This is a genomic window from Streptomyces sp. NPDC055955, from assembly GCF_042270245.1.
Taxonomy (GTDB): Bacteria; Actinomycetota; Actinomycetes; order Streptomycetales; family Streptomycetaceae; genus Streptomyces.
Window position 1 is genome coordinate 324,401 of record NZ_JBHJYS010000007.1, and the last position, 26,812, is coordinate 351,212.

The following is a 26,812-nucleotide window of genomic DNA, read 5'->3' on the forward strand; positions in this document are numbered from 1 at the left end:
CTCCGTCGGATCAACGCCGTGGTTCCCAGCGGAACCACCGGCGTACAGCAAACACGGCGAGGACGGTCCAGGCCACAGCGGTGGCCACGGCGCCCAGGGCGTCGTACGCGGAGAGGTCCCCGGTCCAGCCGCCCCGTACGAGGGTGATCACCGGTGTGAGGGGCAGCAGTTCGCACACCGACGCGAGGCGGTCCGGCATGACCTCGAGGGGCACGACGGTGCCGGAGCCGAGCATCGAGACAAGCAGCAGCGGCATGGCCGCGACCTGCGCGCTCTCGACGCTCTTGCTGAGACTCGCGGTGACGGCGGCGAGCGCGGGCCACATCACCAGGCCCAGCAGCAGCCCGAGTACGGCGTAATAGGACGCCCGGGGAGCCCCCACGTCGAGGAACGCCGTGCAGGCGGCGACGAGCACGAGGCTCTGCGCGAGGCCGATGGCGACGGAGGGCACGGCGGCACCGGCGAGGATCTCCGCGTCCCGCAGTTCTCCGGTGCGCAGCCGCTTGAGGACGAGTTCCTCGCGCCGGGCCGCGTAGATGCCGACCAGGGCGCTGTAGACGGCGAAGAGGAGGGAGAAGCCGATCGCGGACGGCAGCAGCACCGAGCCGACGGTGAGCCCCGCGCCCTTCAGGTCCATGCTGTCGACCGACGAGCGCACGCTGAACGGCAGCACCAGCGGTACGCACACCGCGGTGAACAGTGTGCCCTTGCTGCGGCCGATCAGCGTCAGCTCCGCGCGGGCGAGCGCCCGCATCCGTCCGGCGGCCGTCGTGCGGGCCATGGCCGCGGGCTCCGTCCTGTCCGTCACGACCGCGCTCATCGCGCCGCCACCTCGTCCCTGTTCTCGGTGCCGGCCATGGTGTCCGTCCGTGCGTCCTGTGCGATCCGCAGGAACGCCTCCTCGAGGGACGCGCTGCGCACGTCGAGCCCCCGCAGCTCGACCCGGGCGTCCCTGGCCCACAACAGGAGCCCGGTGGCGGCCCGTTGGAGCTCGTCCGTCCGCAGCAGGACGGTGCGACCGTCCGTTTCGTGGCCGCTCACGCCGAGCTCGGCGAGCGGCGGGAGGTCGCCGGGGAAGTAGCCGTCGGGCAGTTCGAAGGAGATGCGCGAGGGCTGGGCGGCGACGACCTCGTCGACGCGGCCCTCGGCGGCGATCCGCCCCTCGTGGAGGATGGCGAGCCGGTCGGCGAGCTCCTCGGCCTCTTCGAGGTAGTGGGTGGTCAGCAGCACGGTGGTGCCCTCGGCGCGCAGCTCGCGCACCAGGTTCCAGGTCGCGCGGCGCCCTTCGGCGTCGAGGCCGGTGGTCGGTTCGTCGAGGAAGAGGACCTCGGGCCGGCCGAGCAGCGCGAGCGCCAGGTCGAGGCGCCGCTTCTCGCCGCCGGACAGCTGCTTCACACGGACCCGGGACCGCCGTTCGAGCCCGACGAGCTCGAGGGCCTCACCGGAGGGCCGGGCGCCGCTCGTGCATCCGCCCCACATCCGGACGGCCTCGGCGACGGTCAGCTCGGACGGAAAGCCGCCTTCTTGGAGCATGACCCCGACGCGCGGCCTGACCAGGTCGCGTTCCGTGTACGGGTCGTGCCCGAGGACCCGTACACGGCCGCCGGCCGGGGCGGCGAGTCCTTCGAGGAGTTCGACGGTGGAGGTCTTGCCCGCGCCGTTGGTGCCGAGGAGGGCGAAGAGTTCTCCGCGGGCGACGGAGAAGGTCACTCCGCGCACCGCCTCGTACGAGCCCCCGTACACGCGTCGCAGATCGGTGACGTCGATCACGCGCTCGTTCGTTTCCATGTCCCGAGCCTCTCCCGGCTCCGGGGCGGGGAGCAGTGCGCGCTGTCACCGGACCGCATGACAAATGTCAGAGCGGGTCGAGGACATGATCCTCGGAGGGACACGGAGACGAGAGGCCCACGGACATGCAGAAGGCCCCGGTCCGATGGACCGGGGCCTTCAACTGGAGCGAACGACGAGGTTCGAACTCGCGACCTCAACCTTGGCAAGGTTGCGCTCTACCAACTGAGCTACGTTCGCACTGCCTCCGATCGACTCTCATCGATCGGCGCGAGCACCAGCTTACCGCACTCCGAAGAGTGATTGGTACGCCATGCAGAGCGGGTGACAGGAATCGCACACTGCGCCTTCCCCCTGGAAGGGGGATGTTCTACTACTGAACTACACCCGCAAGACTCCGTGAGGTCCGGCCTTTCGGCCTCGCCCCTCGGCGTGCTCCAGACTTTAGCTGATCAACAGGGGTGGAGCGCAAGTCGGCTGCTCTGCGGGCTGTCGGAGGGGGTCAGTTGGCCGCCTCGAACGCCTCGTAGACCCGCTTGGGGATGCGGCCGCGCGGCGGGACGTCCATCTTGTGCGAGCGCGCCCAGGCGCGGACGGCCGCCGGGTCGGCGGACACCGCGGTGTGCTTGAAGCTCCTCACGGTCTTCCCCGAGGCGCCCTTGCCCGAGCCGGTCTGCTTGCGGCCGGCCTGGAGGAAGGGGGCCAGGGCCGTGCGCAGTTTCTTGGCATTGGCTGGATTGAGGTCGATCTCGTACGACTTGCCGTCGAGACCGAACACGACCGTTTCTGCGGCATCTCCGCCGTCGATGTCGTCGGAGAGAGTGACCACGACACGCTGCGCCACGAATATCGGTCCCTTCGTGCGACATCCGCACCTTGACGTGCGCCGATGTCGACTGTCCGGCTGTTATGGGGCAAAGCAGAGGCGAACTGCCCACTTTCGCCATTTCCTTTTTACCTTGCCTGGCATTGCATTGTGAAGACCGACTAAATCCCCCCGCGTGTCCGGAGGCAATGGGTCTCCGAAATCTTTCCCTTGATTTTCCGCGGGGTCACCGTGCCGTTGCAGTAACGTGATCCGGCTCTCGTAGCTTCCTACGGTCTACGCGAGTAGAAATTTTGTCCGGGTAGTCTGAAGGAACCTGCTCAGCACCACACACCGGGAGTGCCAGTGGCACGCGTCGTAGTCGACGTCATGCTCAAGCCGGAGATCCTCGACCCCCAGGGCCAGGCGGTGCAGCGTGCACTGCCGCGCCTCGGTTTCGAGGGCATCTCCGACGTACGTCAGGGAAAGCGATTCGAACTCGAGGTTGACGGGCCGGTCGACGATGCCGTCCTCGCCCGTATCCACGAGTTGGCCGACACGTTCCTCGCCAACACCGTGATCGAGAACTTCACCGTGAAGGTGGAAGAACCTGCGGTGGGGGCAGAAAAGTGACCGCTCGTATTGGAGTCGTCACCTTTCCTGGATCCCTCGACGACCGGGACACGCAGCGCGCGATCCGACTCGCCGGCGCGGAACCCGTAGCCCTCTGGCACAAGGACAAGGATCTGAAGCAGGTCGACGCCGTCGTCCTGCCCGGTGGATTCTCCTACGGCGACTATCTGCGGGCGGGTGCCATCTCCCGGTTCTCGCCGGTGATGGAGAGCGTCGTCGACCAGGCCAAGGCGGGTCTTCCCGTTCTCGGTATCTGCAATGGCTTCCAGGTCCTCACCGAGGCGCACCTGCTCCCCGGCGCGATGCTCGGCAATGACCATCTGCACTTCATCTGCCGTGACCAGAAGCTGCGCGTGGAGAACACGGACACCGACTGGACCGCCGACTACACGGCGGGCCAGGAGATCCACATCCCGCTGAAGAACATGGACGGCCGCTACGTCGCCGACGAGCGCACGCTGGACATGCTGGAGGCGGAGGGCCGCGTCGCCTTCCGTTACGTCGGCTTCAACCCGAACGGTTCGCTCCGCGACATCGCCGGCATCACGAACGAGGCGGGCAACGTCGTCGGTCTGATGCCGCACCCGGAGCACGCCGTCGAGCCGCTCGTCGGCTCCGGTCGCACCGACGGCCTCCCCTTCTTCACCTCGATCCTCAAGAAGCTGGTCGCCGCCTCATGAGCCTCGACACCGTTGAGAACGCCGCAAAGACCCCCGACGTCGAACTCCCCTGGGCCGAGCTCGGTCTGAAGAAGGACGAGTACGAGCGCGTCGTGGAGATCCTCGGCCGCCGCCCGACCGGCGCCGAGCTCGCCATGTACTCCGTGATGTGGTCCGAGCACTGCTCGTACAAGTCGTCCAAGATCCACCTGCGCCAGTTCGGCGAGAAGGCGCCGCAGTCCGACGCCCTGCTCGTCGGCATCGGCGAGAACGCCGGTGTCGTGGACGTCGGCCAGGGCTACGCCGTCACCTTCAAGGTCGAGTCGCACAACCACCCGTCGTACGTCGAGCCCTACCAGGGCGCGGCCACCGGCGTCGGCGGCATCGTGCGCGACATCATCGCGATGGGCGCCCGCCCGGTCGCGGTCGTCGACCCGCTGCGCTTCGGCGCGGCCGACCACCCCGACACCAAGCGTGTCCTGCCGGGCGTCGTCGCCGGCATCGGCGGCTACGGCAACTGCCTGGGCCTGCCGAACATCGGCGGCGAGGTCGTCTTCGACGCGTGCTACCAGGGCAACCCGCTGGTCAACGCGGGCGCCATCGGTGTCATGCGGCACGAGGACATCCACCTCGCGAAGGCGTCGGGCCCGGGCAACAAGGTCATCATGTACGGCGCCCGGACGGGCGGTGACGGCATCGGCGGCGCCTCGATCCTGGCCTCCGAGACCTTCGACGATGCAAAGCCCTCGAAGCGTCCCGCCGTCCAGGTCGGTGACCCCTTCCAGGAGAAGCTCCTCATCGAGTGCACCCTGGAGGCGTTCGCCGAGAAGCTCGTCGTCGGCATCCAGGACCTCGGAGCCGCCGGAATCTCCTGCGCCACCAGCGAGCTGGCGTCCAACGGCTCGGGCGGCATGCGCGTCGAGCTGGACGACGTACCGCTGCGCGACTCCACGCTCTCGCCCGAGGAAATCCTCATGAGCGAGTCGCAGGAGCGCATGTGCGCGGTCGTCGAGCCGGAGAAGGTCGCCCGCTTCCTCGAGATCTGCGAGAAGTGGGACGTCATCGCCACCGTCATCGGTGAGGTCACCGACGGCGACCGCCTGGAGATCTTCTGGCACGGCGAGAAGATCGTCGACGTCGACCCGCGCACGGTCGCCCACGAGGGCCCGACCTACGAGCGCCCGTACGCCCGCCCCGCGTGGCAGGACGCGCTCCAGGCCGACGACGCGAACAAGCTGCCGCGGCCCACCTCCAAGGAGGAGCTGAAGGCCCAGGTCCTGAAGCTGGTCGCGTCGCCGAACCAGGCGTCGAAGAAGTGGATCACCTCGCAGTACGACCACTTCGTGCAGGGCAACACCGTCCTCGCGCAGCCCGAGGACTCGGGCATGATCCGCATCGACGAGGAGTCGGGGCTCGGCGTCGCCATCGCGACCGACGGCAACGGCCGTTACGCGAAGCTCGACCCGTACCACGGCGCGCAGCTCGCCCTCGCCGAGGCGTACCGGAACGTCGCGACGACCGGCGCCAAGCCGCTCGCGATCTCCGACTGCCTGAACTTCGGTTCGCCCGAGGACCCGGACGTCATGTGGCAGTTCGTCGAGGCCATCCGTGGTCTCGCCGACGCCTGCCAGATCCTCGGCACCCCGGTGACCGGCGGCAACGTCTCGCTGTACAACCAGACGGGTGAGGCGGCGATCCACCCGACGCCCGTCGTGGCCGTGCTCGGCGTCATCGACGATGTCGCCCGCCGCACGCCGGTCGGCTTCGGGGAAGAGGGCCAGCTCCTCTACCTGCTCGGCGACACCCGCGAGGAGTTCGGCGGCTCGGCCTGGTCCCAGGTCGTCCACGACCACCTCGGCGGTCTGCCCCCGCAGGTCGACCTGGAGCGGGAGCGGCTGCTCGCCGACATCCTGATCTCGGCGTCCCGCGACGGCATGGTCGACGCCGCGCACGACCTGTCCGACGGCGGCCTGATCCAGGCCGTGGTCGAGTCGGCGATGCTCGGCGACAAGGGCGCGCGGCTCATCGTGCCCGACGGCCTGGACGCGTTCACGTTCCTGTTCTCCGAGTCGGCGGGCCGCGCGGTCGTCGCCGTCCCGCGGAGCGAGGAGCTGCGTTTCACCGACATGTGCGGCGCACGCGGCCTCCCGGCCACCCGCATCGGCGTGGTCGACGGCGACGCGGTGGAACTGCAGGGCGAGTTCACCCTCCCCCTCACGGACCTCCGTGAGGCCCACGAGGCGACGATCCCGGCACTGCTCGCCTGACGGTCGTTCCCGTACGAACGCGAGGCCCCGCCCGGCTGTGAACTGCCGGGCGGGGCCTTCGCGTCGATCCAGCGGGACAGAGGAGTCCGGTCTGCCGCACCACGGCTGATCGCCGCGGCGACCCGCGCTCGTCGGCCCTTCCGCGGGCGACGCCGGTCGCAAAGGGTCACCCCGGTCGCAAAGGGGCACCCCGGTCGCGCGGTCAAGGCATAGGCTCGCCCCATGCCTCCGGCCAAGAAGCGCGCGCGTTCCTATGACTCCGCCAAGACGCGGGCGGCCGTTCTCGCGCAGTTCGGGCAGGTGCGGGACGCGGTGCTCGCGCTCACCCCGGAGCAGCTCGGCGCCCCGACCCGGCTCGGTGACTGGACCGTGCGGGAGTTGGCGGCGCACTTCACGATGGCGGTCGGCGCGGTGGCCAGGGGGCTGGAGATGCCGGAGCCGGCCAAGCGCGAACTCCCGCTTCTGGACTGGCCGTCGGGGACCGCGACCGAGTCCGACGCCATCGCCGACGGCACCCGTGAACTCGCCGCGGGCGCACAACCGTCGGAGCTCTTCGCGCGCGCCACGGCCCGTATCGAGCGGGCCCTGGCCGAGGCCCCCGACACCCGCCTGATCCCCACCCGCTTCGGCGCCATGACCCTCGCCGACTTCCTCGTCACCCGCACCGTCGAACTCGTCGTCCACACCGACGACCTGAACGACGCGCTGCCCGGCCTCGATGTCCCGTACGACCGTCAGGCGCTCGCCGCCTGCACCCGGTTGCTCGCCGACGCCCTCGCGGTGAAGGCGCCCGGCGCGTCGACCGAGGTGCGGATCCCGCCGTTCGCCGTCGTCCAGTGCGTCGAGGGCCCCCGCCACACCCGCGGCACCCCGCCGAACGTCGTCGAGACGGACCCGCTCACCTGGATCCGCCTCGCCACCGGACGCGTCGGGTGGCGCGCCGCCCTGGACGACGCGAAGGTCAGCGCGAGCGGCGAACGGGCCGATCTCGGCAGCCTGCTGCCGCTCATGGGCTAGGGCCTGTCGTGTGGATCACGCCGGGCTCGCGGGCGCCGGCACCGGCACCGGCACCAGCACCAGCACCAGCACCAGCACCGGCACCAGCACCGGCTCCCTGGTCCGGCCTGACCCGGACGAAAGGCCCGAGGGCCTCGTGAGCGGGTGGAACCGATCCGCCCGTCCGACCCGTCCAAGCGCCATGCACACGCAATCCCGGAACCTCACCGTCCTGGCCGCGCTCCTGCCCCTCGCGGCCGTCGCAGCGTGCGGATCACAGACCGTGTCCGTCGCAGACACGCCCGTCACCGGCGTCCGCTGGAAGGTCGAGAGCGTCACCGTCGACGGCGCCACGGCGCAGGCCCCCGAGAGCGCGTACGTGGAGTTCCCCTCGGCCGACCGGGCGCGCGGCAACAACGGCTGCAACAGCTTCGACGCCCAGGCCGAGATCGACGGCGACACGATCCGTATCGGCACGAGCACCGTGACGATGTCGATGTGCATGGACAAGAAGCAGCGGGACTTCGAGAAGACCTTCAGCCGTGCCATCGGCGGCAGCAACAAGGCCAGGACCGACGGTGACCACCTCACCCTCACCACCGACGACGGCGACACGATCGCCCTGGTCAGGGACCGTCCGGCCCCGCTGACCGGCACCGAGTGGACCGTCACGAGTCTGCTCTCCGACGACGTCGCGACCTCGCTGCCGAAGGAGGTGGCGGGCCGGGCCAGGATGACCTTCGAAAAGGCGGGCGGGGCGGGCAAGGGCGACATCGCCACCGGCAGCCTCGGCTGCAACCGCTTCCGGGCGAATGCCGAGTTCCGCGACGGCCGTCTCACGCTCGGCAGGCCCGTCACGACCCGCGTGCTCTGCCAGGGCCCGCCCATGGCCACCGAGCGCGCCCTCCTGAAGCTCTTCGCCCAGAAGCTGTCGTACGAGATCCACGGCCGCACCCTCACGCTGACGGCCCCCGACGGAACCGGCGCCGTGGCGCGGGCAGACCGCGGCTGACCGGACGGGCACCCCCGGCCCCCGGCCTCTCGCTCCCCTGTCCCTGCCCCCGGCCCCGACCTCTGGCTCCCCCGGCCCCGTCCCCGGCCTCCGCCCGCCGTCCCCGCAGCGAATTCCGTCACACTCGCACCCGCCGTCGCGCCCGGCGCCGCCCCCTGCGGCGCTCACCGCCCCGCACCCGTCGCCGACGCGGCCCCCGAGGCCGCCCAGCCGCGCCCGTAGCACACGAAGAGCCAGGTCAACGGCATGATCGCGCCGAAGGAGCGGGGCGGGCGCAAAGGGGTCGGTGAGCGGCGAAGCGCCCCCGGGACACGGCCTCAGGGGCGGGCGCCACCGGCTCGACCAGGCGCGGGATCACGTTAGCCAATTCGGACCAGTGGTCGATCTCGCCTACACTCGGAGGCGTGCCACGTGGTGACGGTCGACTCAATCATGATCTGCTCCCCGGCGAGAAAGGCCCCCAGGACGCTTGCGGCGTCTTCGGTGTCTGGGCTCCCGGTGAAGAGGTCGCCAAGCTCACTTACTTCGGGCTCTACGCCCTCCAGCATCGAGGTCAGGAATCCGCGGGAATCGCGGTGAGCAACGGCTCCCAGATTCTCGTCTTCAAGGACATGGGCCTCGTGTCCCAGGTCTTCGACGAGACCTCCCTCAGTTCGCTCCAAGGTCATATCGCGGTCGGTCACGCCCGCTACTCGACCACCGGCGCCTCTGTGTGGGAGAACGCCCAGCCGACGTTCCGTGCCACCGCGCACGGCTCGATCGCGCTCGGCCACAACGGCAACCTGGTCAACACGGCGCAGCTCGCCGAGATGGTCGCCGCCCTCCCCAAGGAGAACGGCCGCAACACCCAGCTCGCCGCGACCAACGACACCGACCTCGTCACCGCGCTCCTCGCGGGCCAGGTCGACGACGACGGCAAGCCGCTGACCATCGAGGACGCCGCCGCCAAGATCCTTCCGGATGTGCGGGGCGCCTTCTCCCTCGTCTTCATGGACGAGCACACCCTCTACGCGGCCCGTGACCCGCAGGGCATCCGCCCGCTGGTCCTCGGCCGGCTCGAGCGCGGCTGGGTCGTCGCCTCCGAGTCCGCCGCCCTCGACATCTGTGGCGCCAGCTACGTGCGCGAGATCGAGCCGGGCGAGTTCGTCGCCATCGACGAGAACGGCCTGCGCACCTCCCGATTCGCAGAAGCGAAGCCCAAGGGCTGTGTCTTCGAGTACGTGTACCTGGCCCGCCCCGACACCGACATCGCCGGGCGGAACGTGTACCTCTCCCGCGTGGAGATGGGTCGCAAACTCGCCGAGGAAGCACCGGTCGAGGCCGACCTGGTCATAGCGACGCCGGAATCGGGCACCCCCGCCGCGATCGGTTACGCGGAGGCCTCCGGCATTCCGTTCGGCGCGGGTCTGGTCAAGAACGCGTACGTCGGCCGGACCTTCATCCAGCCCTCGCAGACCATCCGGCAGCTCGGTATCCGGCTGAAGCTCAACCCGCTCAAGGAAGTCATCAAGGGCAAGCGGCTGGTCGTCGTCGACGACTCGATCGTGCGCGGCAACACCCAGCGCGCCCTGGTCCGCATGCTCCGCGAAGCGGGCGCGGCCGAGATCCACATCCGGATCTCCTCTCCCCCCGTGAAGTGGCCCTGCTTCTTCGGCATCGACTTCGCGACGCGCGCCGAGCTGATCGCCAACGGCATGTCGATCGACGAGATCGGCAAGTCCCTGGGCGCCGACTCCCTCTCCTACATCTCCATCGACGGCATGATCGAGGCCACGACCATCGACAAGCCGAACCTCTGCCGCGCCTGCTTCGACGGCGAGTACCCGATGGATCTTCCCGACCCCGAGCTGCTCGGCAAGCAGCTCCTGGAGACCGAGCTCGCGGCAGGACCGGCGAACACCGCCGCCGCCGACGCCCTCCGTCGCCCGTAAGACCCCCGTCGTACGACACGAAAGTTCTCAAGCCATGTCTGAGACACCTGGTGCCAGCTATGCGTCCGCGGGCGTCGACATCGAAGCGGGCGACCGCGCCGTCGAACTGATGAAGGAGTGGGTGAAGAAGACGCAGCGCCCCGAGGTCGCCGGCCTCGGCGGTCTCGGCGGATTCGCCGGCCTCTTCGACGCCTCCGCCTTCAAGCGTTACGAGCGTCCGCTGCTCGCCTCCGCCACGGACGGAGTCGGCACGAAGGTCGACATCGCCCGCCGCCTCGGTGTGTACGACACCATCGGTCACGACCTCGTCGCGATGGTCATGGACGACATCGTCGTGTGTGGCGCCGAGCCGCTGTTCATGACCGACTACATCTGCGTCGGCAAGGTGCACCCCGAGCGTGTCGCGGCCATCGTGAAGGGCATCGCCGAGGGCTGTGTCCTCGCCGGCTGCTCCCTCGTCGGCGGCGAGACGGCGGAGCACCCGGGCCTGCTCGGCCCGGACGACTTCGACGTCGCGGGCGCCGGCACCGGCGTCGTGGAGGCCGACCGGCTGCTCGGCCCGGATCGTATCCGTACGGGTGACGCGGTGATCGCCATGGCGTCCTCCGGCCTTCACTCGAACGGGTACTCGCTGGTCCGCCACGTCCTCTTCGACCGCGCGAACCTCACGCTCGACCAGCACATCGAGGAGCTCGGCCGCACGCTCGGCGAAGAGCTTCTGGAGCCCACCAAGATTTACTCGCTGGACTGCCTGGCGCTGACCCGCACCACGGACGTCCACGCGTACAGCCACATCACGGGCGGCGGCCTCGCGGCCAACCTGGCCCGGGTCATCCCGGACGGCCTGCACGCCACCGTGGACCGCTCCACGTGGGCGCCCGGCGCGATCTTCGACCTGGTCGGCAAGGCCGGCGCGGTGGAGCGCCTGGAGCTCGAGAAGACGCTGAACATGGGCGTCGGCATGATGGCGATCGTCCCCCAGGACGCGGTGGACTCCGCGCTCGCGACGCTCGCCGACCGCGGTGTGGACTCGTGGGTCGCCGGTGAGATCACCGAGCGCGGCGAGCACACCACGGGTGCGGCGCTCACGGGTGACTACAGCAAGTAAGGCCCGCAGGGCAGCACAAAACCCGGTCCGGCGGTGTGACCACCCCGGACCGGGTGAAGTGCAGTTGCTACGAAAACGAGAACTGCGAAAAACTACTGCTGGACTGCAGACTGCAGGACTGCGAGGTCAAGCGCCGCGGCGCTGCGACGAGGGACCGGACTCGTCAGAGTCCTCGTCATCCTCGTCGTCGTTATACAGATCCGCGTACTGGGCGTACGGGTCGTCTTCCTCGTCGTCGTCCTCGAACGGCTCGCCATTCGGCGGCTGATTCGAGGTCGAAGCGCCCAGCTCATTGGCCAGACGCGAGAGGTCAGTCCCGCCGCTGCTGTACTTCAGCTGGCGGGCGACCTTCGTCTGCTTGGCCTTTGCCCGGCCGCGCCCCATGGCTCGACCCCCTCGGTGACGGGGCTCGACGGCCCCAGAGTCTTGACACGCGTTCATGATCTCGAACGGGCTCTCCGCAGAGAGACCCGTCCTTAGGGCTTCCACGGTACCTGCTCCCGCGGCCATACGGTACGTCGCCCGCAGGACGCGCCTGGGCGCAGGACCAGCAAGGTGCCCTGTCCTCGCTGGTCAGCTGCGATTTTAACCTCTTCTTGGCGAGCGACCCGCCGACGGGCGTGAGTCTTGTCTCCCGCATCCCCCCACGGGCCGCTCCCGGGCACCCCGAACGTCAGCGGCGGCGGGCCTCCGCCATGCGCTGCTCGGCGATCCGGTCGGCCGCGGCGGCCGGCGGAATCCCGTCCGTCTTCGCACGCGCGAATATGGCCAGCGTCGTGTCGAAGATCTTCGACGCCTTGGCCTTGCAGCGGTCGAAGTCGAAGCCGTGCAACTCGTCGGCGACCTGGATCACTCCGCCGGCGTTCACGACGTAGTCGGGCGCGTAGAGGATCCCGCGGTCGGCGAGGTCCTTCTCCACACCCGGGTGGGCGAGCTGGTTGTTGGCCGCGCCGCAGACGATCTTCGCCGTGAGGACCGGGACGGAGTCGTCGTCGAGCGCGCCGCCCAGAGCGCACGGTGCGTAGATGTCGAGGCCCTCGGTCCTGATGAGCGCCTCGGTGTCCGCCACCGCCTGCACGGACGGGTGCTTGTCCTGAATCCGCTGTACGGACTCCTCGCGCACATCCGTGATCACGACCTCGGCGCCGTCCTTGAGGAGGTGCTCCACGAGGTGGTGGCCGACCTTGCCCACGCCCGCGATGCCGACCTTGCGGCCGCGCAGCGTCGGGTCGCCCCACAGGTGCTGGGCGGAGGCCCGCATGCCCTGGAAGACACCGAAGGCGGTGAGCACGGACGAGTCGCCGGCGCCGCCGTTCTCCGGGGAGCGCCCGGTCGTCCAGCGGCACTCGCGCGCGACGACGTCCATGTCGGCGACGTAGGTGCCGACGTCGCACGCCGTCACGTAGCGCCCGCCGAGCGAGGCGACGAAGCGGCCGTAGGCGAGCAGCAGTTCCTCGCTCTTGATCGTCTCGGGGTCACCGATGATCACGGCCTTGCCGCCGCCGTGGTCGAGGCCGGCCATGGCGTTCTTGTACGACATCCCGCGTGCGAGGTTCAGGGCGTCGGCGACGGCCTCCGCCTCGTTCGCGTACGGGTAGAAGCGGGTGCCGCCGAGGGCGGGGCCCAGGGCGGTGCTGTGGAGGGCGATGACGGCCTTGAGGCCACTGGCGCGGTCCTGGCAGAGCACGACTTGCTCGTGGCCGCCCTGTTCGGAGTGGAACAGGGTGTGCAGAACATCGGCAGGGGCGCCGGTTACGTCGGTCACTGTGGTGACTCCCGGGTAAGTAGCGGCGGTTGGAGACGGTGCCCGTACGGGTGGCGGGTCCCGTTGGGCAAGAGACTAGAGCCTGCGCCGAGCCGCCAGACGCGCAGTGCCGAGGATCACCCTCTCCTGGAGTACGCGCGTGTCCGGCCAGGTGCGTTCACCTTCGGTCATGGGACGATTTGCAGTGTTTTCCAGGCGCAGTCCGGGGGAGGGAGCAGCCGTGCCCAAGGTGTCTTCGGTGACCGTGCCCTACGCGTCGTATCTACGCGTGTACGAACCCCTCGCGGCGTTCCCCGAGCCCGAGCGGAGCCACTGGGAGCGCTACGCGCAGCGCCGCGAACGCCCTTCCTACCAGGACGAACTGCGCCGCTCACTGGCCGACTTGCTGCCGACGCCGCCGGTCCCCGTGCCGGTGCACGAGAGCGACGACGCGTTCGTCATCGAAGCCGACGGGGTGGTGTGCGTGTGTCCGTGGCGCACGCGGCTGCGCGGCTGGCAGGCGCTGGACGAGCTGCCGGGCCGCCTGCCGACCCAGGTGCTGGACGCGGTGCTCCCGCCGGTGGTGCGCCGGCAGTCCGCCGCGGACTACGAGCGCTGGCTCGCCCGCAACCCGGACGCCCGCCCCTGGATCCGCACGTCCACGTGGCAGATCCCGCTGAACTGGTTCGTGCTCGTCTCGGACGAGGAGCGCGAGTACGACAAAGGGGCCGAGGACCGCGATGACGGCGCGGCACCGGTGCTGCGCTACCGGACGCCGATGGTGCAGGCGCGGCGCCGGGTGGCGCGAGGGCTCCGCACGCTGCGGGACACGATGGACGAGGGTCCGCTGATCGACGGTCTGGTGGATGTGGGGCGCTGGCTCGAAGAGTTCCATCCGCGTTCATTCGTCGAACTCGACTACGGCGGCCTGGTGCACGCCTTGTCGGCGGAGGATCTCGACGGTGATCATTCCGCTGCGGACGTGGCGGAGGGGATCGCGGCGCTGCGGCGCGGTGACGGTGACGGGGCCGAGGCGGCGTACGTGCGGCTGACGGAACGCTGGCGTGCCGTGCGGGACCGGCAGTTCGCGAACTGACCGTACGGGCTCTGCGGGGACGTAGGTCCCGATCCGGGCGTTTGCCCCAAGCGTGATGGACCGCACTTACTGGGCCCTTGCGTCCATCACCCCTCCCCATGCCAAAATAGGACAAGGAGTCCGGGGAGGACTCCGCCCGGCTGCTTTCGTCCGCGTTCAGCCGGAATCTCAGCATTGCACGCTATGGGGGGTCTCGTGACTCCTGGCGCCACTGTGACTGATCGTCACAGTGGCGTGACTGTCCGCTATGGCATGGTCCATCGGCTTCCGTCGCTGATGAACGCCTGGGAGGGCAATTCCATCGGTTTGGCCGACGCGGCTGGACGGATGGTGTAGTTGTAGTGCCGAGGACAAGCCGTTCGTCCTATAACCGACTCGACCCGCGTCCGCCATTTCGGGCAACGCGGGTCAAGGTGCAGAATTTAGAGGAATGAACCGAGAAGGTTCGGTTCTCCCGAGGAGGCCGCTCATGACCGCTCGCACCCCTGATGCCGAGCCGCTGCTGACCCCGGCTGAGGTCGCCACGATGTTCCGCGTCGACCCGAAGACGGTGACGCGCTGGGCAAAGGCTGGCAAGCTCACGTCGATTCGCACGCTCGGCGGGCACCGCCGCTACCGCGAGGCGGAGGTCCGTGCTCTGCTCGCGGGCATTCCGCAGCAGCGCAGCGAGGCCTGAACAACTGAATAAATCGGGCGTTCCGGGCCCCCCAGCCCTTTTCGCGCCCAACCTATAGCTCCATACGACGCGGGTCCTGCCCCAACAGGCCCACGCCTGCTCATGCTTCAAGGGTGCGTCGTCGATCGCGCTGGACTCCGCCGGGTCCAGCGCGATTTTTTTATGCGCGGACGCGTGCGGGTGGGGCGGTCCGCCGGGGCCGGTACGTGGCTTTGTGGGCGGCCCTGTGGGTCCCTGATCGAGTGCCGGCGGGAGTCCTGCCGGGGGCGCGGGCGGGTGTTCGACGGCTCGCCGAGGAGGTTCGTCCGAGGGGCCCCGGGGCGGGTCTTCGGGAGTGCCCGGGAAGGCCCTGGGGGTAGTGCAATTGCACATATTAAATTGAGGCGTTGTAGGGCGGGTGTAAGAAACGCTGTTTCCAAAACTGGTCCCGTGACACCCGTCACACGCTTGTGCACTTGTTGTCGGCGCGACCCTTGGGTTAGAGGGGATTCGCGTCGCGGTGTCCGCCGTGTTCCCTTCAGGTTCCCGCCAGTTGGGGCCGCCGTTGGGCGCCTTCGGTCAGGGGGTGGGGGGACTTTCGCCCTCCGGGGCTCCGTAGTCCTTCTCGGGGCCTCCTGCGGGCTCCCTGCCGGGCTCCAGGGCGAGGCGCAGGAGTTGATGGCAGACGGGGCAGTGCCGGGTCAGATGGCGGTAGCCGGAGGCGGCGGAGAGGTGGGCGCGCAGCAGGGCGCGCGTCGCGTGCCGGGTGGATGCCGCCATGCGCCACCTCCGGGTCGGGGATCCCTTCCTGTCTGAGTACCGGGGGAGCGGGATGCCGTCAAGACGGCGTGGAACGGGGCGTGGAGGCACGGACGCGCGGGGCGGGGGCCCTGTTCGTGCGCACACGGCTGAGGCCCCGCCCCCTCGGCGGGGTGCGGGGCCTCGGTTCTCCGTGAGGTCCTGACGGGATGCGCTGTGTTCGCCGGCGGCGGCGACGCGGGCGTGGCCACGCGGGCGTGGCCCGCGGGTCGGGGGCACACGACTGAGGCCCGCACCCCTTGCGGGATGCGGGCCTCAGTCTTACGTGCGGTCCTGACGGGATTTGAACCCGCGGCCTCCACCTTGACAGGGTGGCGAGCACTCCAAACTGCTCCACAGGACCTTGCTCGCGGCACTTGGTGTTGCTCTGTGCTGCGAGATGAGACTGTACAGCAGCGCAGGCCCGGCGGTCGAACTCACTTAACGTGCCGGGTCCGTCACGGCGCTGCCGCGTCGATCGCCTTCACGATCCGCTTGTCCGAGACCGGGTACGCGGTGCCGAGCGCGTGGGCGAAATAGCTGACCCGCAGCTCCTCCAGCATCCAGCGGATGTCCAGGACTTCCTGCGGCACGGGCCGCCCCTGCGGCATCTGTTCGAGCAGCCACGCGTACTCGTCCTGCATCTCGTGGACCTTCTCCATGCGCGACGTGTCCCGCTGGACGTTCGTCGGCATCTGGGTCAGGCGCCGGTCGGCGGCGACCAGGTAGCGCACCAGGTCGGGCAGCCGCCGCAGACCCGTGTCCGTGACGAAGCCGGGGCGGATCAGGGCCGTCAACTGCGCTCGTACGTCCGTGAGGTTGGCGAGCAGCGTCGGGCTCTTCGTCGACTTCAGGCGGCGCTCGCAGGCCTGCCAGGCGGCGAGCACCTGCTGTACCTGCCCCACCGTCCGTACGGTCGTGTCGACGATCTCGGCGCGCACCTTGTCGTAGAGCTTGCGGTACGACTCCTCGTCCCACGCGGGGCCGCCGAAGTCCGCGATGAGCCGGTCGCAGGAGGCCATGGCGCAGTCGTCGAAGAGCGCCTGGACCGAGCCGTGCGGGTTCGCGGACAGGGCGAGCTTCTGGGGGTTGGTCAGCTTGTCCGAGGCGAACTTGCCCGGGTTGACCGGGATGTTGCGCAGGATGAGCCGACGCGTGCCCCTCCACATGGCCTGCTGCTGTTCGGCCTCCGTGTCGAAGAGCCGGACCGAGACCGTGTTTCCGTCGTCGACCAGCGCCGGATACGCCTTGACGGGCTGGCCGGCGCGGCGGGTCTCGAAGACGCGGCTCAGCGTGCCGATCGTCCAGTCCGTGAGGCCCGAGCGCTCCACGGACTCGCCGCCCGAGCGCTCGGCCGTGGCCGCGGCCGCCTTCGAGATCGCCTTGCGGGCCTTGGGCTTGAGGCGCAGCTTGAGCGCCTCCAGGTCCTTGTCCTCGGCAAGGGTCCTGCGTCGCTCGTCGACGATCCTGAACGTGATCTTCAGGTGGTCGGGTACGCGGGACAGGTCGAAGTCGTCCGCCGTGACGGGGACGCCGACCATGCGCTGGAGCTCACGGGCGAGCGTGGTGGGCAGCGGCTCCTGGAGGGGTACGGCCCGCTCCAGGAACGCCTTCGCGTAGTTCGGCGCCGGGACGTAGTGCCGGCGGACCGGCTTCGGCAGGGAGCGGATCAGCTCGATCACGACCTCCTCGCGCAGGCCGGGGATCTGCCAGTCGAAGCCCTCGTCGGTGACCTGGTTGAGGACCTGGAGCGGGATGTGGACGGTCACGCCGTCCGCGTCCGCGCCCGGCTCGAACTGGTACGTCACCCGGAACTTCAGCGGGCCCTGGCGCCAGGAGTCCGGATAGTCGTCCTTGGTGATGGCCTCCGCGGACTCGCGGATGAGCATCGAGCGCTCGAAGTCCAGGAGTTCGGGCTCGTCCCGCTTCTTGTGCTTCCACCAGCTGTCGAAGTGGGCGCCCGAGACGACATGCTCCGGGACCCGCTGGTCGTAGAAGTCGAAGAGCGTCTCGTCGTCGACGACGATGTCGCGGCGGCGGGCGCGGTGCTCCAGCTCCTCGACCTCGGTGAGCAGCTTGCGGTTGTCCGAGAAGAACTTGTGGTGGGTACGCCAGTCGCCCTCGACGAGCGCGTTCCTGATGAACAGCTCGCGGCTCACCTCGGGGTCGATGCGCCCGTAGTTCACCTTGCGCTGGGCGACGAGCGGGACGCCGTACAGCGTCACCTTCTCGTACGCCATCACGGCCGCCTGGTCCTTCTCCCAGTGCGGCTCGCTGTACGTGCGCTTCAGGAGGTGCTCGGCGAGGGGCTCGACCCACTCCGGCTCGATCCTCGCGTTGACGCGGGCCCACAGCCGCGACGTCTCGACGAGCTCGGCGGACATGATGAAGCGCGGGGGCTTCTTGAAGAGGGCGGAGCCGGGGAAGACCGCGAACTTGGCGTTCCGCGCGCCCAGGTACTCGTTCCGACCGCCGCGCTGCTTGGGGTCCTTGTCCGTGGACTCCTTCACGTCCTTCATCCCGATGTGGGACAGCAGGCCGGCGAGCAGCGAGATGTGGACCTGCTGCTCCGGGGCGTCGTCCTCGTTCAGATGGATCCCCATCTGTTTGGCGACCGTGCGCAGCTGCGTGTAGATGTCCTGCCACTCGCGGATGCGCAGGAAGTTCAGGTACTCCGACTTGCACATGCGGCGGAACGCGGACGAGCCGAGCGTCTTCTGCTGCTCGCGCACATAGCGCCAGAGGTTGAGGAACGCCAGGAAGTCGGACGTCTCGTCCTTGAAGCGGGCGTGCTGCTGGTCCGCCTGCGCCTGCTTCTCACCGGGGCGCTCGCGCGGGTCCTGGATGGACAGCGCGGCCGCGATCACCATGACCTCGCGCACACAGCCGTTCCTGTCGGCCTCCAGGACCATCCGGGCCAGGCGCGGGTCCACCGGCAGCTGGGCGAGCTTGCGGCCCTGCTCGGTGAGGCGCTTGCGGACGTCCTTCTCCGCCGGGTTCAGCGCGCCCAGCTCCTGGAGGAGCTGCACGCCGTCGCGGATGTTGCGGTGGTCCGGCGGGTCGATGAAGGGGAACTTCTCGATGTCGCCGAGCCCGGCCGCGGTCATCTGGAGGATGACGGAGGCGAGATTCGTCCGCAGGATCTCCGCGTCCGTGAACTCGGGGCGGGCGAGGAAGTCGTCCTCCGAGTACAGGCGGATGCAGATGCCGTCCGACGTACGGCCGCAGCGGCCCTTGCGCTGGTTGGCGCTGGCCTGGCTGATCGCCTCGATGGGCAGGCGCTGCACCTTCGTGCGGTGCGAGTAGCGCGAGATGCGGGCGGTGCCCGGGTCGATCACGTACTTGATGCCGGGGACGGTCAGGGACGTCTCCGCGACGTTCGTCGCGAGGACGATGCGGCGGACCGAACCCGAGGGGCGCTGGAAGACGCGGTGCTGCTCCGCGTGCGACAGGCGCGCGTAGAGCGGCAGGACCTCGGTGAACCGGAACTTCTTCTTCTCCAGCGCGTCCGCCGTGTCGCGGATCTCGCGCTCCCCGGACAGGAAGACGAGGATGTCGCCCTTGCCCTCGCCCTGGAGCTCCTCGACGGCGTCCGTGATCGCGGTGATCTGGTCCCGGTCGGCCTCGTCGGACTCCTCTTCGAGCAGGGGTCTGTAGCGCACCTCGACGGGATACGTACGGCCGCTGACCTCGACGATCGGGGCGTCCCCGAAGTGGCGCGAGAAGCGCTCGGGATCGATCGTCGCGGAGGTGATGACGACCTTCAGGTCCGGGCGCCTGGGCAGCAGCTGCGCCAGATAACCCAGCAGGAAGTCGATGTTCAGGGACCGCTCGTGGGCCTCGTCGATGATGATCGTGTCGTACGCGCGCAGCTCGCGGTCCGTCTGGATCTCGGCGAGCAGGATGCCGTCCGTCATCAGCTTCACGAACGTCGCGTCCGGGTTGACCTGGTCCGTGAAGCGGACCTTCCAGCCGACGGCCTCGCCCAGCGGGGTGTCCATCTCGTCCGCGATCCGCTCGGCGACCGTGCGGGCCGCGAGCCGGCGGGGCTGGGTGTGGCCGATCATGCCGCGCACGCCGCGGCCGAGTTCGAGACAGATCTTGGGGATCTGGGTCGTCTTGCCGGAGCCGGTCTCGCCCGCGACGATCACGACCTGGTGGTCGCGGATCGCGTCGGCGATCTCGTCCTTCTTCTGGCTGACGGGAAGCTGCTCGGGATACGTGACTTCGAGCGCCTCGTACCGGCCGCGGCGCTGAGCCGTACGAGTCTCGGCCTTCTCGGCCTCCGCCTCGATCTCGGCGAGTACGGCGGCCCGGGCTTCGGGCTTGCGGATGCGGCGCGCGCCTTCGAGCCTGCGGCCGAGCCGGTGCGCATCGCGCAGGGAAAGCTCGGACAGGCGCTGGGCGAGGGTGCCGAGGACGGGGGCAGGCTGCGTAGACATACGTCCTCCAGGATCTCACCTCGGAGAAACGGGTGGCGAATGGTTTTGAGGTGGGCCGGTTTCGGCGGAGACAAGTCTGATTGGCACTGAAGGTCCGTTATGGGTGTTTTAACGTGTCCGTATGCCGGAGCCGAGCGACGACGATCACGAGCACGGCGCCCACGGACGGGCGCCCACGCGTGGGGAGCGCTGGGAGGACTTCAAGAAGTCGCCGTTCCTGCCCGCGACCGTCCTCGTGTTCATCCTGGCCGCCGCCGCGGGCCTCTTCGCGGGCTCGTACACGTACACGATGGCGAACCCGACGCCGCACCGGATTCCCGCGGCGGTGGTGGGCGCGGCGGACGCGACGCACGGCGGAGCGTTCCTGGCCGGCATGGAGAAGGCGCTGAACGCGTCCCTCGAAGTGCATCCCTACGGCAGCATCGCGGCGGCCGTGGAGGGCGTGGACCAGCAGAAGGTCTTCGCGATCCTCGACGTGCGGCAGGGCGACCGCGTCGCGCTCCAGGTCTCGAGTGCCTCCGGCGCCTCGGTCGCGCAGGTCCTGGCCGAGGCCGCCCCGGAGGTCGGGGCCGGGCTCGGGGTCCCCGTCACCGTCACCGACATCAATCCGCTCCAGAAGGGTGACCCGCGCGGCCTCGCGATCTTCTACATCTCGCTGGCCGCGGTCATCATCGGCTTCGTCGGCGCGATCCAGCTGAGCGTGCACGCGCGCGCCCTCGACCCGCTGGAGCGCATCGCGTACACGGTGGCGTACGCGCTGCTCGGGGCCTTCGTGATCGCGGCGGTCGTGGACTGGTGGCTGGGTGCGCTCGACCTGCCGTTCGCCGAGTCCTGGGCGATCCTCGCGCTGACGATGTTCACGTCGGGGATGGTCTTCACGATGTTCAACACGCTGGTCGGACGCTGGGCGATGATCCCGACGTGGGGGCTGATGGTGCTCCTCGGCAACCCGTCGTCGGGCGGCGCGGTGTCGTGGCCGCTGCTGCCGTCGGTGCTCGGCCGCATCGGCCGGTGGCTCCCGCCGGGCGCGTCCGTGAACGCGCAGCACACGGCGGTCTACTTCGGCGGGCACCAGCACGCGTTCCCGTTCGTGGTCCTCACGGCGTGGGCCCTGCTGTCGAGCACGGTCTTCTGGGTCTGGCGCCACCGCCATCCAGGTGGCCGCACCACGGAACCGGCCCACGCGGTGGCGCCGGGAGCGTGACCTTGTCGGGTGACCGCACCCTGGGTACGCCGAAGGCCCCGTCGGAGACGGGGCCTTCGGGAGGTGGCCGGGGCGCGGCCTGCGGCGGCGGGAGACGACTCGGACGTGGTCCACCGGGAAACGCAACAGGCCCCGTCCGAAGACGGGGCCTGAATCTTGTGGCTGGGGCCGGGATCGAACCGGCGACCTATCGCTTTTCAGGCGATCGCTCGTACCAACTGAGCTACCCAGCCACGCGGTTCGCGAACGAATCGCAGCGGTCCTGACGGGATTTGAACCCGCGGCCTCCACCTTGACAGGGTGGCGAGCACTCCAAACTGCTCCACAGGACCAAGCTGTTGTGCGACAAGTGTCGCACAGGGTGTTGCGTGCCCCCAACGGGATTCGAACCCGTGCTACCGCCTTGAAAGGGCGGCGTCCTGGGCCACTAGACGATGAGGGCTAATTGGCCCGCCTGGGCGCTTCGCAGCGCGTCGGGGACGTGAGAAGCATATGGGATGCGGGGAGGGATCGCCAAAACGGTTTAGGGAGAGGGCGCGGACGAGCCCGTGGGCGCCGTCGGCGAGAGGGTCGCTCCCGGCTGGTTCTCCTTGGGCAGATGGCGGCTGACCTGTGCCGTCGTCAGGCCGAGGCCGCCCAGTTCGATCTCGTCCCAGGCCTGCAGGCGGCGGGTGTCGCGGTCCAGGTAGAGCACCGACGCCTGCACCGGGTCGGGGGACGCGTCGTCGACGGCGCGCAGACCGCTGCCGCCGGTCGAGCCCTCGATGCGCAGCCGCGTGCCCAGCTTCATCACCTCGGTCCGCTCGTGATGGATGTGGCCCGCGAGGACCAGTGGGACCGTGCCGTCCGTCTCTCGGGCGGCCACCGGGTTGTGGGCGATCGCGATGTCGACCGGCGTGCCCGCCGCCCGCTGGTCGCGCAGCGCGGAGGCGAGCCGGATGCCCGCCATGCGCTCGGCCGGGTCGCCCTGCGCCTTGACCGCCCGGTCGGGCGTGTACTGCGGGTCGCCGGTGCCGGCGAAGCGCAGCCCGGCGACGGTGACCGCCTTGCCGTTGTCGAGTACGCGGACGTTCTTCATGTGCGCGAGGTAGCGCTGGGTGGTGGCCGAGTCGTGGTTGCCGCGGACCCAGACGTACGGGGCGCCCAGGTCCTTGATCGGGTCGAGGAACGGGTTCTCGGCCGCCGAGCCGTGGTCCATCGTGTCGCCCGAGTCGACGATGACCGAGATGTCGTACTGCTTGACGAGCGAGGAGATGATCTTCCAGCTGGCCGGGTTCAGATGGATGTCCGAGACGTGCAGGACGCGGATCGTGGACGGGTCCGGCCGGTACGCGGGGAGCGTCGACGTCACGTCGTAGAGCTTCGTCACATTGGTCACCAGGCGCGCCAACTCCTTCTGGTAGACGTCGAATTCGGTCACGATCGAGCGTGCGCTGCCGACGACCGAGGGGGCCGAGGAGAGCAGGCCGGAGAACTTCGGCTCCAGGACCGACTTGGGGTTCCAGGTCGCGTACGCCGCCCCTCCCGAGGCCGCCAGAAGGGCGAGCGCGAGGCCGCCGGCGCCGAGGGCGCGGCTGGGGCGTCGGTAGACGGCGAGGCCGAGCGCGGTGGCGCCGGAGACGACGGCGACGCAGGAGCGCAGGGCGAGGTCGAGGGTGCCGTGCTCGATGTCGTGGGTGATCTCGTCCTGGAGGCCGGAGATGCGTTCGGGGTGGTCGACCAGGGCCTGGGAGCGGACCGGGTCGAGGCGGTCGACGTCCACGTCGAGCCGGATGGGGGCCGTGTGGGACTTCAGCTCCAGGGAGCCGAGCGGCGAGACGTTGATCTTCGTGCCGCCGGTCAGGGACGGGCGCAGCGTCATCCGGGTGTCCATCGGGCCCACCGGGACGCGGACGTTCCCCACCACGAGCAGGCCGAGCCAGGCGCCCATGAGGACGACGGCGGCGAGGCCCAGGGCGCGGAGGTACGGGTGGGGCTGGAGGGTGAGATCGCCGCTGGGGCGGGGGCGGCGGGCGCGATGGCGGCGGCCGACCGCGGAGGGGATGTTCCGCAGGGCGGACAGGGCGGCGACAGCGAGGGCGCGGGCCATTGGTCCCGTATGCCCATGCGGATGGTGCCGTATGCCCGTACGGACAGGCCGATCTGCGGGCCGGTGGCCGACAATGACCGTGTGCTGGAGATGACGCGCGAGGAGTTCGAGGAACTGGTCGCCGAAGCCCTGGACCGGATTCCGCCGGAGCTGACGCGGCTCATGGACAACGTGGCGGTGTTCGTCGAGGACGAGCCCCCCGCAGGGGACCCTGAGCTGCTCGGCCTCTACGAAGGGACGCCGCTGACCGACCGGGGCGAGTGGTACGCGGGCGTGCTGCCCGACCGCATCACCATCTTCCGGGGGCCCACGCTGCGCATGTGCGAGGCCCGCGAGGACGTCGTCCGGGAGACGGAGATCACCGTGGTCCACGAGATCGCCCACCACTTCGGGATCGACGACGCGCGGCTGCACGCCCTCGGATACGGGTGACGGCCGGGCCGGGAGCGGGCGTGTCCTCTTGCGGGTGACGGGAGTTGGGAACGGTGACGCAAATTTTCCGGCGGTTCCCGTAGCCGTTTCCGCTTCAGCCCCAGCATTTCAGCGCCCCGGAGGTGCTCGCCCGTGCGCCAGCTGTCCGTACCCCCTCGTCTGGTTCGACTGGCCGCGACGGTGGTGGCCGTCACGGCGGCGACCACCGGCTGCATGAGCGTCGCCCACGAGGGGGGCGGGCCCGTCCCGTCGCACTCGGCGGGGCGGCACGGCGGGCGGGCGGCCCCGGACGGCGGCACGGTGGTCCCCGAGGGCGGGGCGCGGGCGGGCGGCCGGGAGAGCGCGGACGGGGCGTCGGCGGCGGGGTCGAGCGGCACCCCGTCCGACGCGGCCTCGGGGACCGCCTCGCCCTCCGCGAGCGCCACCAAGGGCGGGTCGACGGGGCCGCGGAAGCCGTCGGCGAGCGGGCGGACCACGTCGCCGTCCCGGCCGACCCCGACGCGCACCCCGCCGGACACGCCCACGCCGACCCAGGACACCCCCACGCCGACGCCGGACCCGACCACCGCGGAGCCCTCGTCGTCGGCGCACGAGCAGGCGTCGGCCCGGGTGCGGATCGACCGGGAGCCGGCGCCGCGGGCGGGGACGCCTGTGTAGGAGCGGCCTCGGGGGTCCATGTGAGCGGGGTCTCAGGGGATCGGTTTGCGCTGGGGGGTGGTGGGTGACTATGGTGGTAGATCGTTTGATCCCATTTGCCCGGCGCCGTTAAGAGAGCGCCGCGTGGCGCGTTCTCTCCCCAGCCGTGGCTGGACCGCATTGAGGCGGTCGATTGCGAAATTCACGGAGTTGACGGGCGCGTGCCGAGACTCCGGAAGGTTTCGCATTTCGCATGTCCATTTCCAGTTCTGACCACTCCGTCATGCCCGAGAACGACGAGGCCGTGCAGGTTCTCGCCGTCGACGAGGACGTGACGGCCGTCGCCGTCGGAGAGGCCGCTGACAGCGCCTCGGCCGACGCCGGCACCGACAACGACACCCCTGCCGAGCCCACCGTGACCTTCGGCGACCTCGGTCTGCCCGAGGGCATCGTCCGCAAGCTCGCGCAGAACGGCGTGACCGCGCCGTTCCCGATCCAGGCCGCGACCATCCCGGACGCCCTGGCCGGCAAGGACATCCTCGGCCGTGGCCGCACCGGCTCCGGCAAGACCCTCTCCTTCGGTCTGCCGACCCTGGCGCGCCTCGCCGGCGGTCACACCGAGAAGAAGAAGCCCCGCGCGGTCATCCTGACCCCGACCCGCGAGCTGGCGATGCAGGTCGCCGACGCCCTCCAGCCCTACGGCGACGTCCTCGGCCTGAAGATGAAGGTCGTCTGCGGCGGTACGTCCATGGGCAACCAGATCTACGCCCTCGAGCGCGGCGTCGACGTCCTCGTCGCCACCCCGGGCCGTCTGCGCGACATCATCAACCGCGGCGCCTGCTCGCTGGAGAACGTCGAGATCGCCGTTCTGGACGAGGCCGACCAGATGTCCGACCTGGGCTTCCTGCCCGAGGTCACCGAGCTGCTCGACCAGGTCCCGGCCGACGGCCAGCGCATGCTGTTCTCGGCCACGATGGAGAACGAGATCTCCACGCTGGTCAAGCGCTACCTGAACAACCCGGTCACGCACGAGGTCGACGCCGCCCAGGGCGCCGTCACGACCATGACCCACCACATCCTCATCGTGAAGCCCAAGGACAAGGCGCCGGTCACCGCCGCGATCGCCTCCCGCAAGGGCCGCACGATCATCTTCGTCCGCACCCAGCTGGGCGCCGACCGCATCGCCGAGCAGCTCCAGGACGCCGGTGTGAAGGCCGACGCGCTGCACGGTGGCATGACGCAGGGGTCCCGTACCCGCGTCCTCGCCGACTTCAAGGACGGCTACGTCAACACGCTCGTCGCCACCGACGTCGCCGCCCGCGGTATCCACGTCGACGGCATCGACCTGGTTCTGAACGTGGACCCGGCCGGTGACCACAAGGACTACCTGCACCGCTCGGGCCGTACCGCGCGTGCCGGCAAGTCCGGTGTCGTCGTCTCGCTGTCGCTGCCGCACCAGCGCCGCCAGATCTTCCGCCTCATGGAGGACGCGGGCGTCGACGCCTCGCGCCACATCATCCAGGGCGGCGCGGCCTTCGACCCCGAGGTCGCCGAGATCACCGGTGCCCGGTCCATGACCGAGGTCCAGGCCGAGTCCGCGGGCAACGCCGCGCAGCAGGCCGAGCGTGAGGTCACCTCCCTCACCAAGGAGCTGGAGCGCGCCACCCGCCGCGCCGGCGAGCTGCGCGAGGAGGCCGACCGCCTCACCGCGCGTGCCGCCCGTGAGCGTGGCGAGGACGCCGAGGGCGTCGCCGCGGCCGTCGCCGCCGCTGCCGAGAAGGCCGCCGAGGCGTCCGTCCCGGAGCAGGCCGCCGCGCCGGCCGAGCGCCAGGAGCGTTCGTCCTCGTACGAGCAGCGCCCGCAGCGCCGTGACGAGCGGGGCAACTACGAGAAGCGCGACCGTCGTGACGACCGTCCGTCGGGTGGCTTCAACCGTGACCGTCGTGACAACGACCGTGGTGGCTTCCGCCGTGACGACCGTCCGTCGGGTGGCTTCAACCGTGACCGTCGTGACAACGACCGTGGTGGCTTCCGTCGCGACGACCGTCCGTCGGGTGGCTTCAACCGTGACCGCCGTGACGACCGGGGCGGCTTCGACCGCGACCGTCGTGACGACCGCGGTGGCCGTTCCTTCGAGCGTCGTGACAACGACCGTGGTGGCTTCCGTCGCGACGACCGTCCGTCGGGCGGCTTCAACCGTGACCGCCGTGACGACCGGGGCGGCTTCAACCGCGACCGTCGTGACGACCGCCCCTCGGGCGGCGGCTTCCGGCGTGACGACCGCCCCTCCGGCGGCCACCGCGGCAGCGACCGTCCGTTCAACCGTGACCGTCGTGACGACCGTCCCGCCGGCGGCGGCTTCCGCACCGGTGGCCACGACCGTCCGTACGGCCGCCGTGACGACCACCGTGGTGCGGGCTCCGGCTCGACCGGTGGTTCCTCGTTCCGCCGCGACGAGAAGCCGCGCTGGAAGCGCAACGGCTGACAGCCGCAGGGCTGATGGCCTGACGGCCTGAG

The 26,812-nt window shown here is 70.0% G+C and carries 21 protein-coding genes and 6 tRNA genes; 13 read left to right on the forward strand and 14 right to left on the reverse strand.

The genetic code is table 11. The features are described from left to right. Positions 1–10 precede the first annotated feature (10 nt). From ACFC96_RS17305 to ACFC96_RS17325, 5 genes are all read right to left on the reverse strand, one after another. Positions 11–820, reverse strand: a complete 810-nt coding sequence (locus ACFC96_RS17305; RefSeq protein WP_376612971.1) for an ABC transporter permease — start codon at positions 818–820, stop codon at positions 11–13. Further along, positions 817–1,788, reverse strand: a complete 972-nt coding sequence (locus ACFC96_RS17310) for an ABC transporter ATP-binding protein (RefSeq protein WP_376255131.1) — start codon at positions 1,786–1,788, stop codon at positions 817–819. Before ACFC96_RS17310 ends, ACFC96_RS17305 begins: the two co-directional genes overlap by 4 nt. Before the next feature lie 164 nt (positions 1,789–1,952). After that, a tRNA-Gly gene (locus ACFC96_RS17315) sits at positions 1,953–2,028 on the reverse strand. A gap of 79 nt (positions 2,029–2,107) precedes the next feature. Beyond that, positions 2,108–2,179, reverse strand: a tRNA-Gly gene (locus tag ACFC96_RS17320). A 111-nt stretch (positions 2,180–2,290) separates the two neighbouring features. Next, positions 2,291–2,632 carry an Lsr2 family protein gene (locus tag ACFC96_RS17325; protein ID WP_116512201.1) on the reverse strand — a complete coding sequence of 114 codons (342 nt, stop codon included), beginning with the start codon at positions 2,630–2,632 and terminating at the stop codon, positions 2,291–2,293. 327 nt (positions 2,633–2,959) lie between these two features. Between ACFC96_RS17325 and purS the strand changes: the two genes are divergently transcribed. The 7 genes from purS (at position 2,960) to purM (ending at position 11,199) form a co-directional block, all read left to right on the forward strand. Then, positions 2,960–3,226 (forward strand): phosphoribosylformylglycinamidine synthase subunit PurS, encoded by a 267-nt coding sequence (gene purS, locus ACFC96_RS17330; protein ID WP_100598945.1) that lies wholly within the window; start codon positions 2,960–2,962, stop codon positions 3,224–3,226. Beyond that, positions 3,223–3,906 carry a phosphoribosylformylglycinamidine synthase subunit PurQ gene (gene purQ / locus ACFC96_RS17335; protein ID WP_376255129.1) on the forward strand — a complete coding sequence of 228 codons (684 nt, stop codon included), beginning with the start codon at positions 3,223–3,225 and terminating at the stop codon, positions 3,904–3,906. Before purS ends, purQ begins: the two co-directional genes overlap by 4 nt. Further along, the gene (gene purL / locus ACFC96_RS17340) at positions 3,903–6,152 is read left to right on the forward strand and encodes a phosphoribosylformylglycinamidine synthase subunit PurL (RefSeq protein WP_376255127.1); all 2,250 of its coding nucleotides are present in this window, start codon (positions 3,903–3,905) and stop codon (positions 6,150–6,152) included. Before purQ ends, purL begins: the two co-directional genes overlap by 4 nt. A gap of 222 nt (positions 6,153–6,374) precedes the next feature. After that, positions 6,375–7,169 carry a sterol carrier family protein gene (locus tag ACFC96_RS17345; protein WP_376255125.1) on the forward strand — a complete coding sequence of 265 codons (795 nt, stop codon included), beginning with the start codon at positions 6,375–6,377 and terminating at the stop codon, positions 7,167–7,169. 181 nt (positions 7,170–7,350) lie between these two features. Beyond that, positions 7,351–8,160, forward strand: a complete 810-nt coding sequence (locus tag ACFC96_RS17350; RefSeq protein ID WP_376612973.1) for an META domain-containing protein — start codon at positions 7,351–7,353, stop codon at positions 8,158–8,160. A gap of 404 nt (positions 8,161–8,564) precedes the next feature. Further along, positions 8,565–10,091: an amidophosphoribosyltransferase gene (purF, locus tag ACFC96_RS17355; protein ID WP_376255121.1), complete on the forward strand. Its 1,527-nt coding sequence runs from the start codon at positions 8,565–8,567 to the stop codon at positions 10,089–10,091. Between the two features lie 34 nt (positions 10,092–10,125). Beyond that, entirely contained in the window at positions 10,126–11,199 is a 1,074-nt protein-coding gene (purM, locus tag ACFC96_RS17360; protein WP_376255119.1) for a phosphoribosylformylglycinamidine cyclo-ligase, read from the forward strand. Between the two features lie 126 nt (positions 11,200–11,325). Here purM and ACFC96_RS17365 read toward each other — a convergent pair whose 3' ends face one another. Both ACFC96_RS17365 and ACFC96_RS17370 read right to left on the reverse strand, forming a co-directional pair. Then, positions 11,326–11,583: a DUF3073 domain-containing protein gene (locus tag ACFC96_RS17365; RefSeq protein ID WP_116512208.1), complete on the reverse strand. Its 258-nt coding sequence runs from the start codon at positions 11,581–11,583 to the stop codon at positions 11,326–11,328. A gap of 289 nt (positions 11,584–11,872) precedes the next feature. After that, positions 11,873–12,964: a Leu/Phe/Val dehydrogenase gene (locus ACFC96_RS17370; RefSeq protein ID WP_376255117.1), complete on the reverse strand. Its 1,092-nt coding sequence runs from the start codon at positions 12,962–12,964 to the stop codon at positions 11,873–11,875. A 220-nt stretch (positions 12,965–13,184) separates the two neighbouring features. Here ACFC96_RS17370 and ACFC96_RS17375 point away from each other — a divergent pair, with 220 nt between their 5' ends. Beyond that, positions 13,185–14,039, forward strand: a complete 855-nt coding sequence (locus tag ACFC96_RS17375; RefSeq protein WP_376612975.1) for a hypothetical protein — start codon at positions 13,185–13,187, stop codon at positions 14,037–14,039. Between the two features lie 469 nt (positions 14,040–14,508). After that, positions 14,509–14,715, forward strand: a complete 207-nt coding sequence (gene bldC, locus ACFC96_RS17380) for a developmental transcriptional regulator BldC (protein ID WP_003949541.1) — start codon at positions 14,509–14,511, stop codon at positions 14,713–14,715. Between the two features lie 558 nt (positions 14,716–15,273). On the opposite strand, the gene ACFC96_RS17385 is transcribed toward bldC, so the two are convergent. The 3 genes from ACFC96_RS17385 to hrpA all read right to left on the reverse strand — a co-directional run bounded on the left by ACFC96_RS17385 (position 15,274) and on the right by hrpA (position 19,934). Next, positions 15,274–15,474: a DUF6274 family protein gene (locus ACFC96_RS17385; protein WP_376255113.1), complete on the reverse strand. Its 201-nt coding sequence runs from the start codon at positions 15,472–15,474 to the stop codon at positions 15,274–15,276. A gap of 307 nt (positions 15,475–15,781) precedes the next feature. Continuing rightward, positions 15,782–15,856, reverse strand: a tRNA-Asp gene (locus tag ACFC96_RS17390). A 94-nt stretch (positions 15,857–15,950) separates the two neighbouring features. Then, positions 15,951–19,934, reverse strand: a complete 3,984-nt coding sequence (gene hrpA / locus ACFC96_RS17395; RefSeq protein WP_376612977.1) for an ATP-dependent RNA helicase HrpA — start codon at positions 19,932–19,934, stop codon at positions 15,951–15,953. A gap of 121 nt (positions 19,935–20,055) precedes the next feature. On the opposite strand from hrpA, the gene ACFC96_RS17400 reads away from it, so the two are divergent. Continuing rightward, the gene (locus ACFC96_RS17400; RefSeq protein WP_376612978.1) at positions 20,056–21,138 is read left to right on the forward strand and encodes an ABC transporter permease; all 1,083 of its coding nucleotides are present in this window, start codon (positions 20,056–20,058) and stop codon (positions 21,136–21,138) included. A 159-nt stretch (positions 21,139–21,297) separates the two neighbouring features. Here ACFC96_RS17400 and ACFC96_RS17405 read toward each other — a convergent pair. The 4 genes from ACFC96_RS17405 to ACFC96_RS17420 form a co-directional block, all read right to left on the reverse strand. Beyond that, a tRNA-Phe gene (locus ACFC96_RS17405) sits at positions 21,298–21,371 on the reverse strand. A gap of 24 nt (positions 21,372–21,395) precedes the next feature. Next, positions 21,396–21,470: transfer RNA gene (locus ACFC96_RS17410), tRNA-Asp, on the reverse strand. A gap of 37 nt (positions 21,471–21,507) precedes the next feature. Continuing rightward, positions 21,508–21,580 (reverse strand) — tRNA-Glu (locus ACFC96_RS17415). Between the two features lie 81 nt (positions 21,581–21,661). Beyond that, entirely contained in the window at positions 21,662–23,227 is a 1,566-nt protein-coding gene (locus ACFC96_RS17420) for a metallophosphoesterase (protein ID WP_376612980.1), read from the reverse strand. 81 nt (positions 23,228–23,308) lie between these two features. Between ACFC96_RS17420 and ACFC96_RS17425 the strand changes: the two genes are divergently transcribed. The 3 genes from ACFC96_RS17425 to ACFC96_RS17435 all read left to right on the forward strand — a co-directional run bounded on the left by ACFC96_RS17425 (position 23,309) and on the right by ACFC96_RS17435 (position 26,780). Further along, complete coding sequence (locus ACFC96_RS17425; protein ID WP_376612982.1) at positions 23,309–23,659, forward strand: metallopeptidase family protein; 351 nt, start codon at positions 23,309–23,311, stop codon at positions 23,657–23,659. A 132-nt stretch (positions 23,660–23,791) separates the two neighbouring features. Then, positions 23,792–24,316, forward strand: coding sequence for a hypothetical protein (locus ACFC96_RS17430; RefSeq protein ID WP_376612984.1), 525 nt, complete (start codon positions 23,792–23,794; stop codon positions 24,314–24,316). Positions 24,317–24,548: 232 nt separating this feature from the next. Then, positions 24,549–26,780 carry a DEAD/DEAH box helicase gene (locus tag ACFC96_RS17435; protein ID WP_376612986.1) on the forward strand — a complete coding sequence of 744 codons (2,232 nt, stop codon included), beginning with the start codon at positions 24,549–24,551 and terminating at the stop codon, positions 26,778–26,780. The last annotated feature ends 32 nt before the right edge of the window (positions 26,781–26,812 follow it).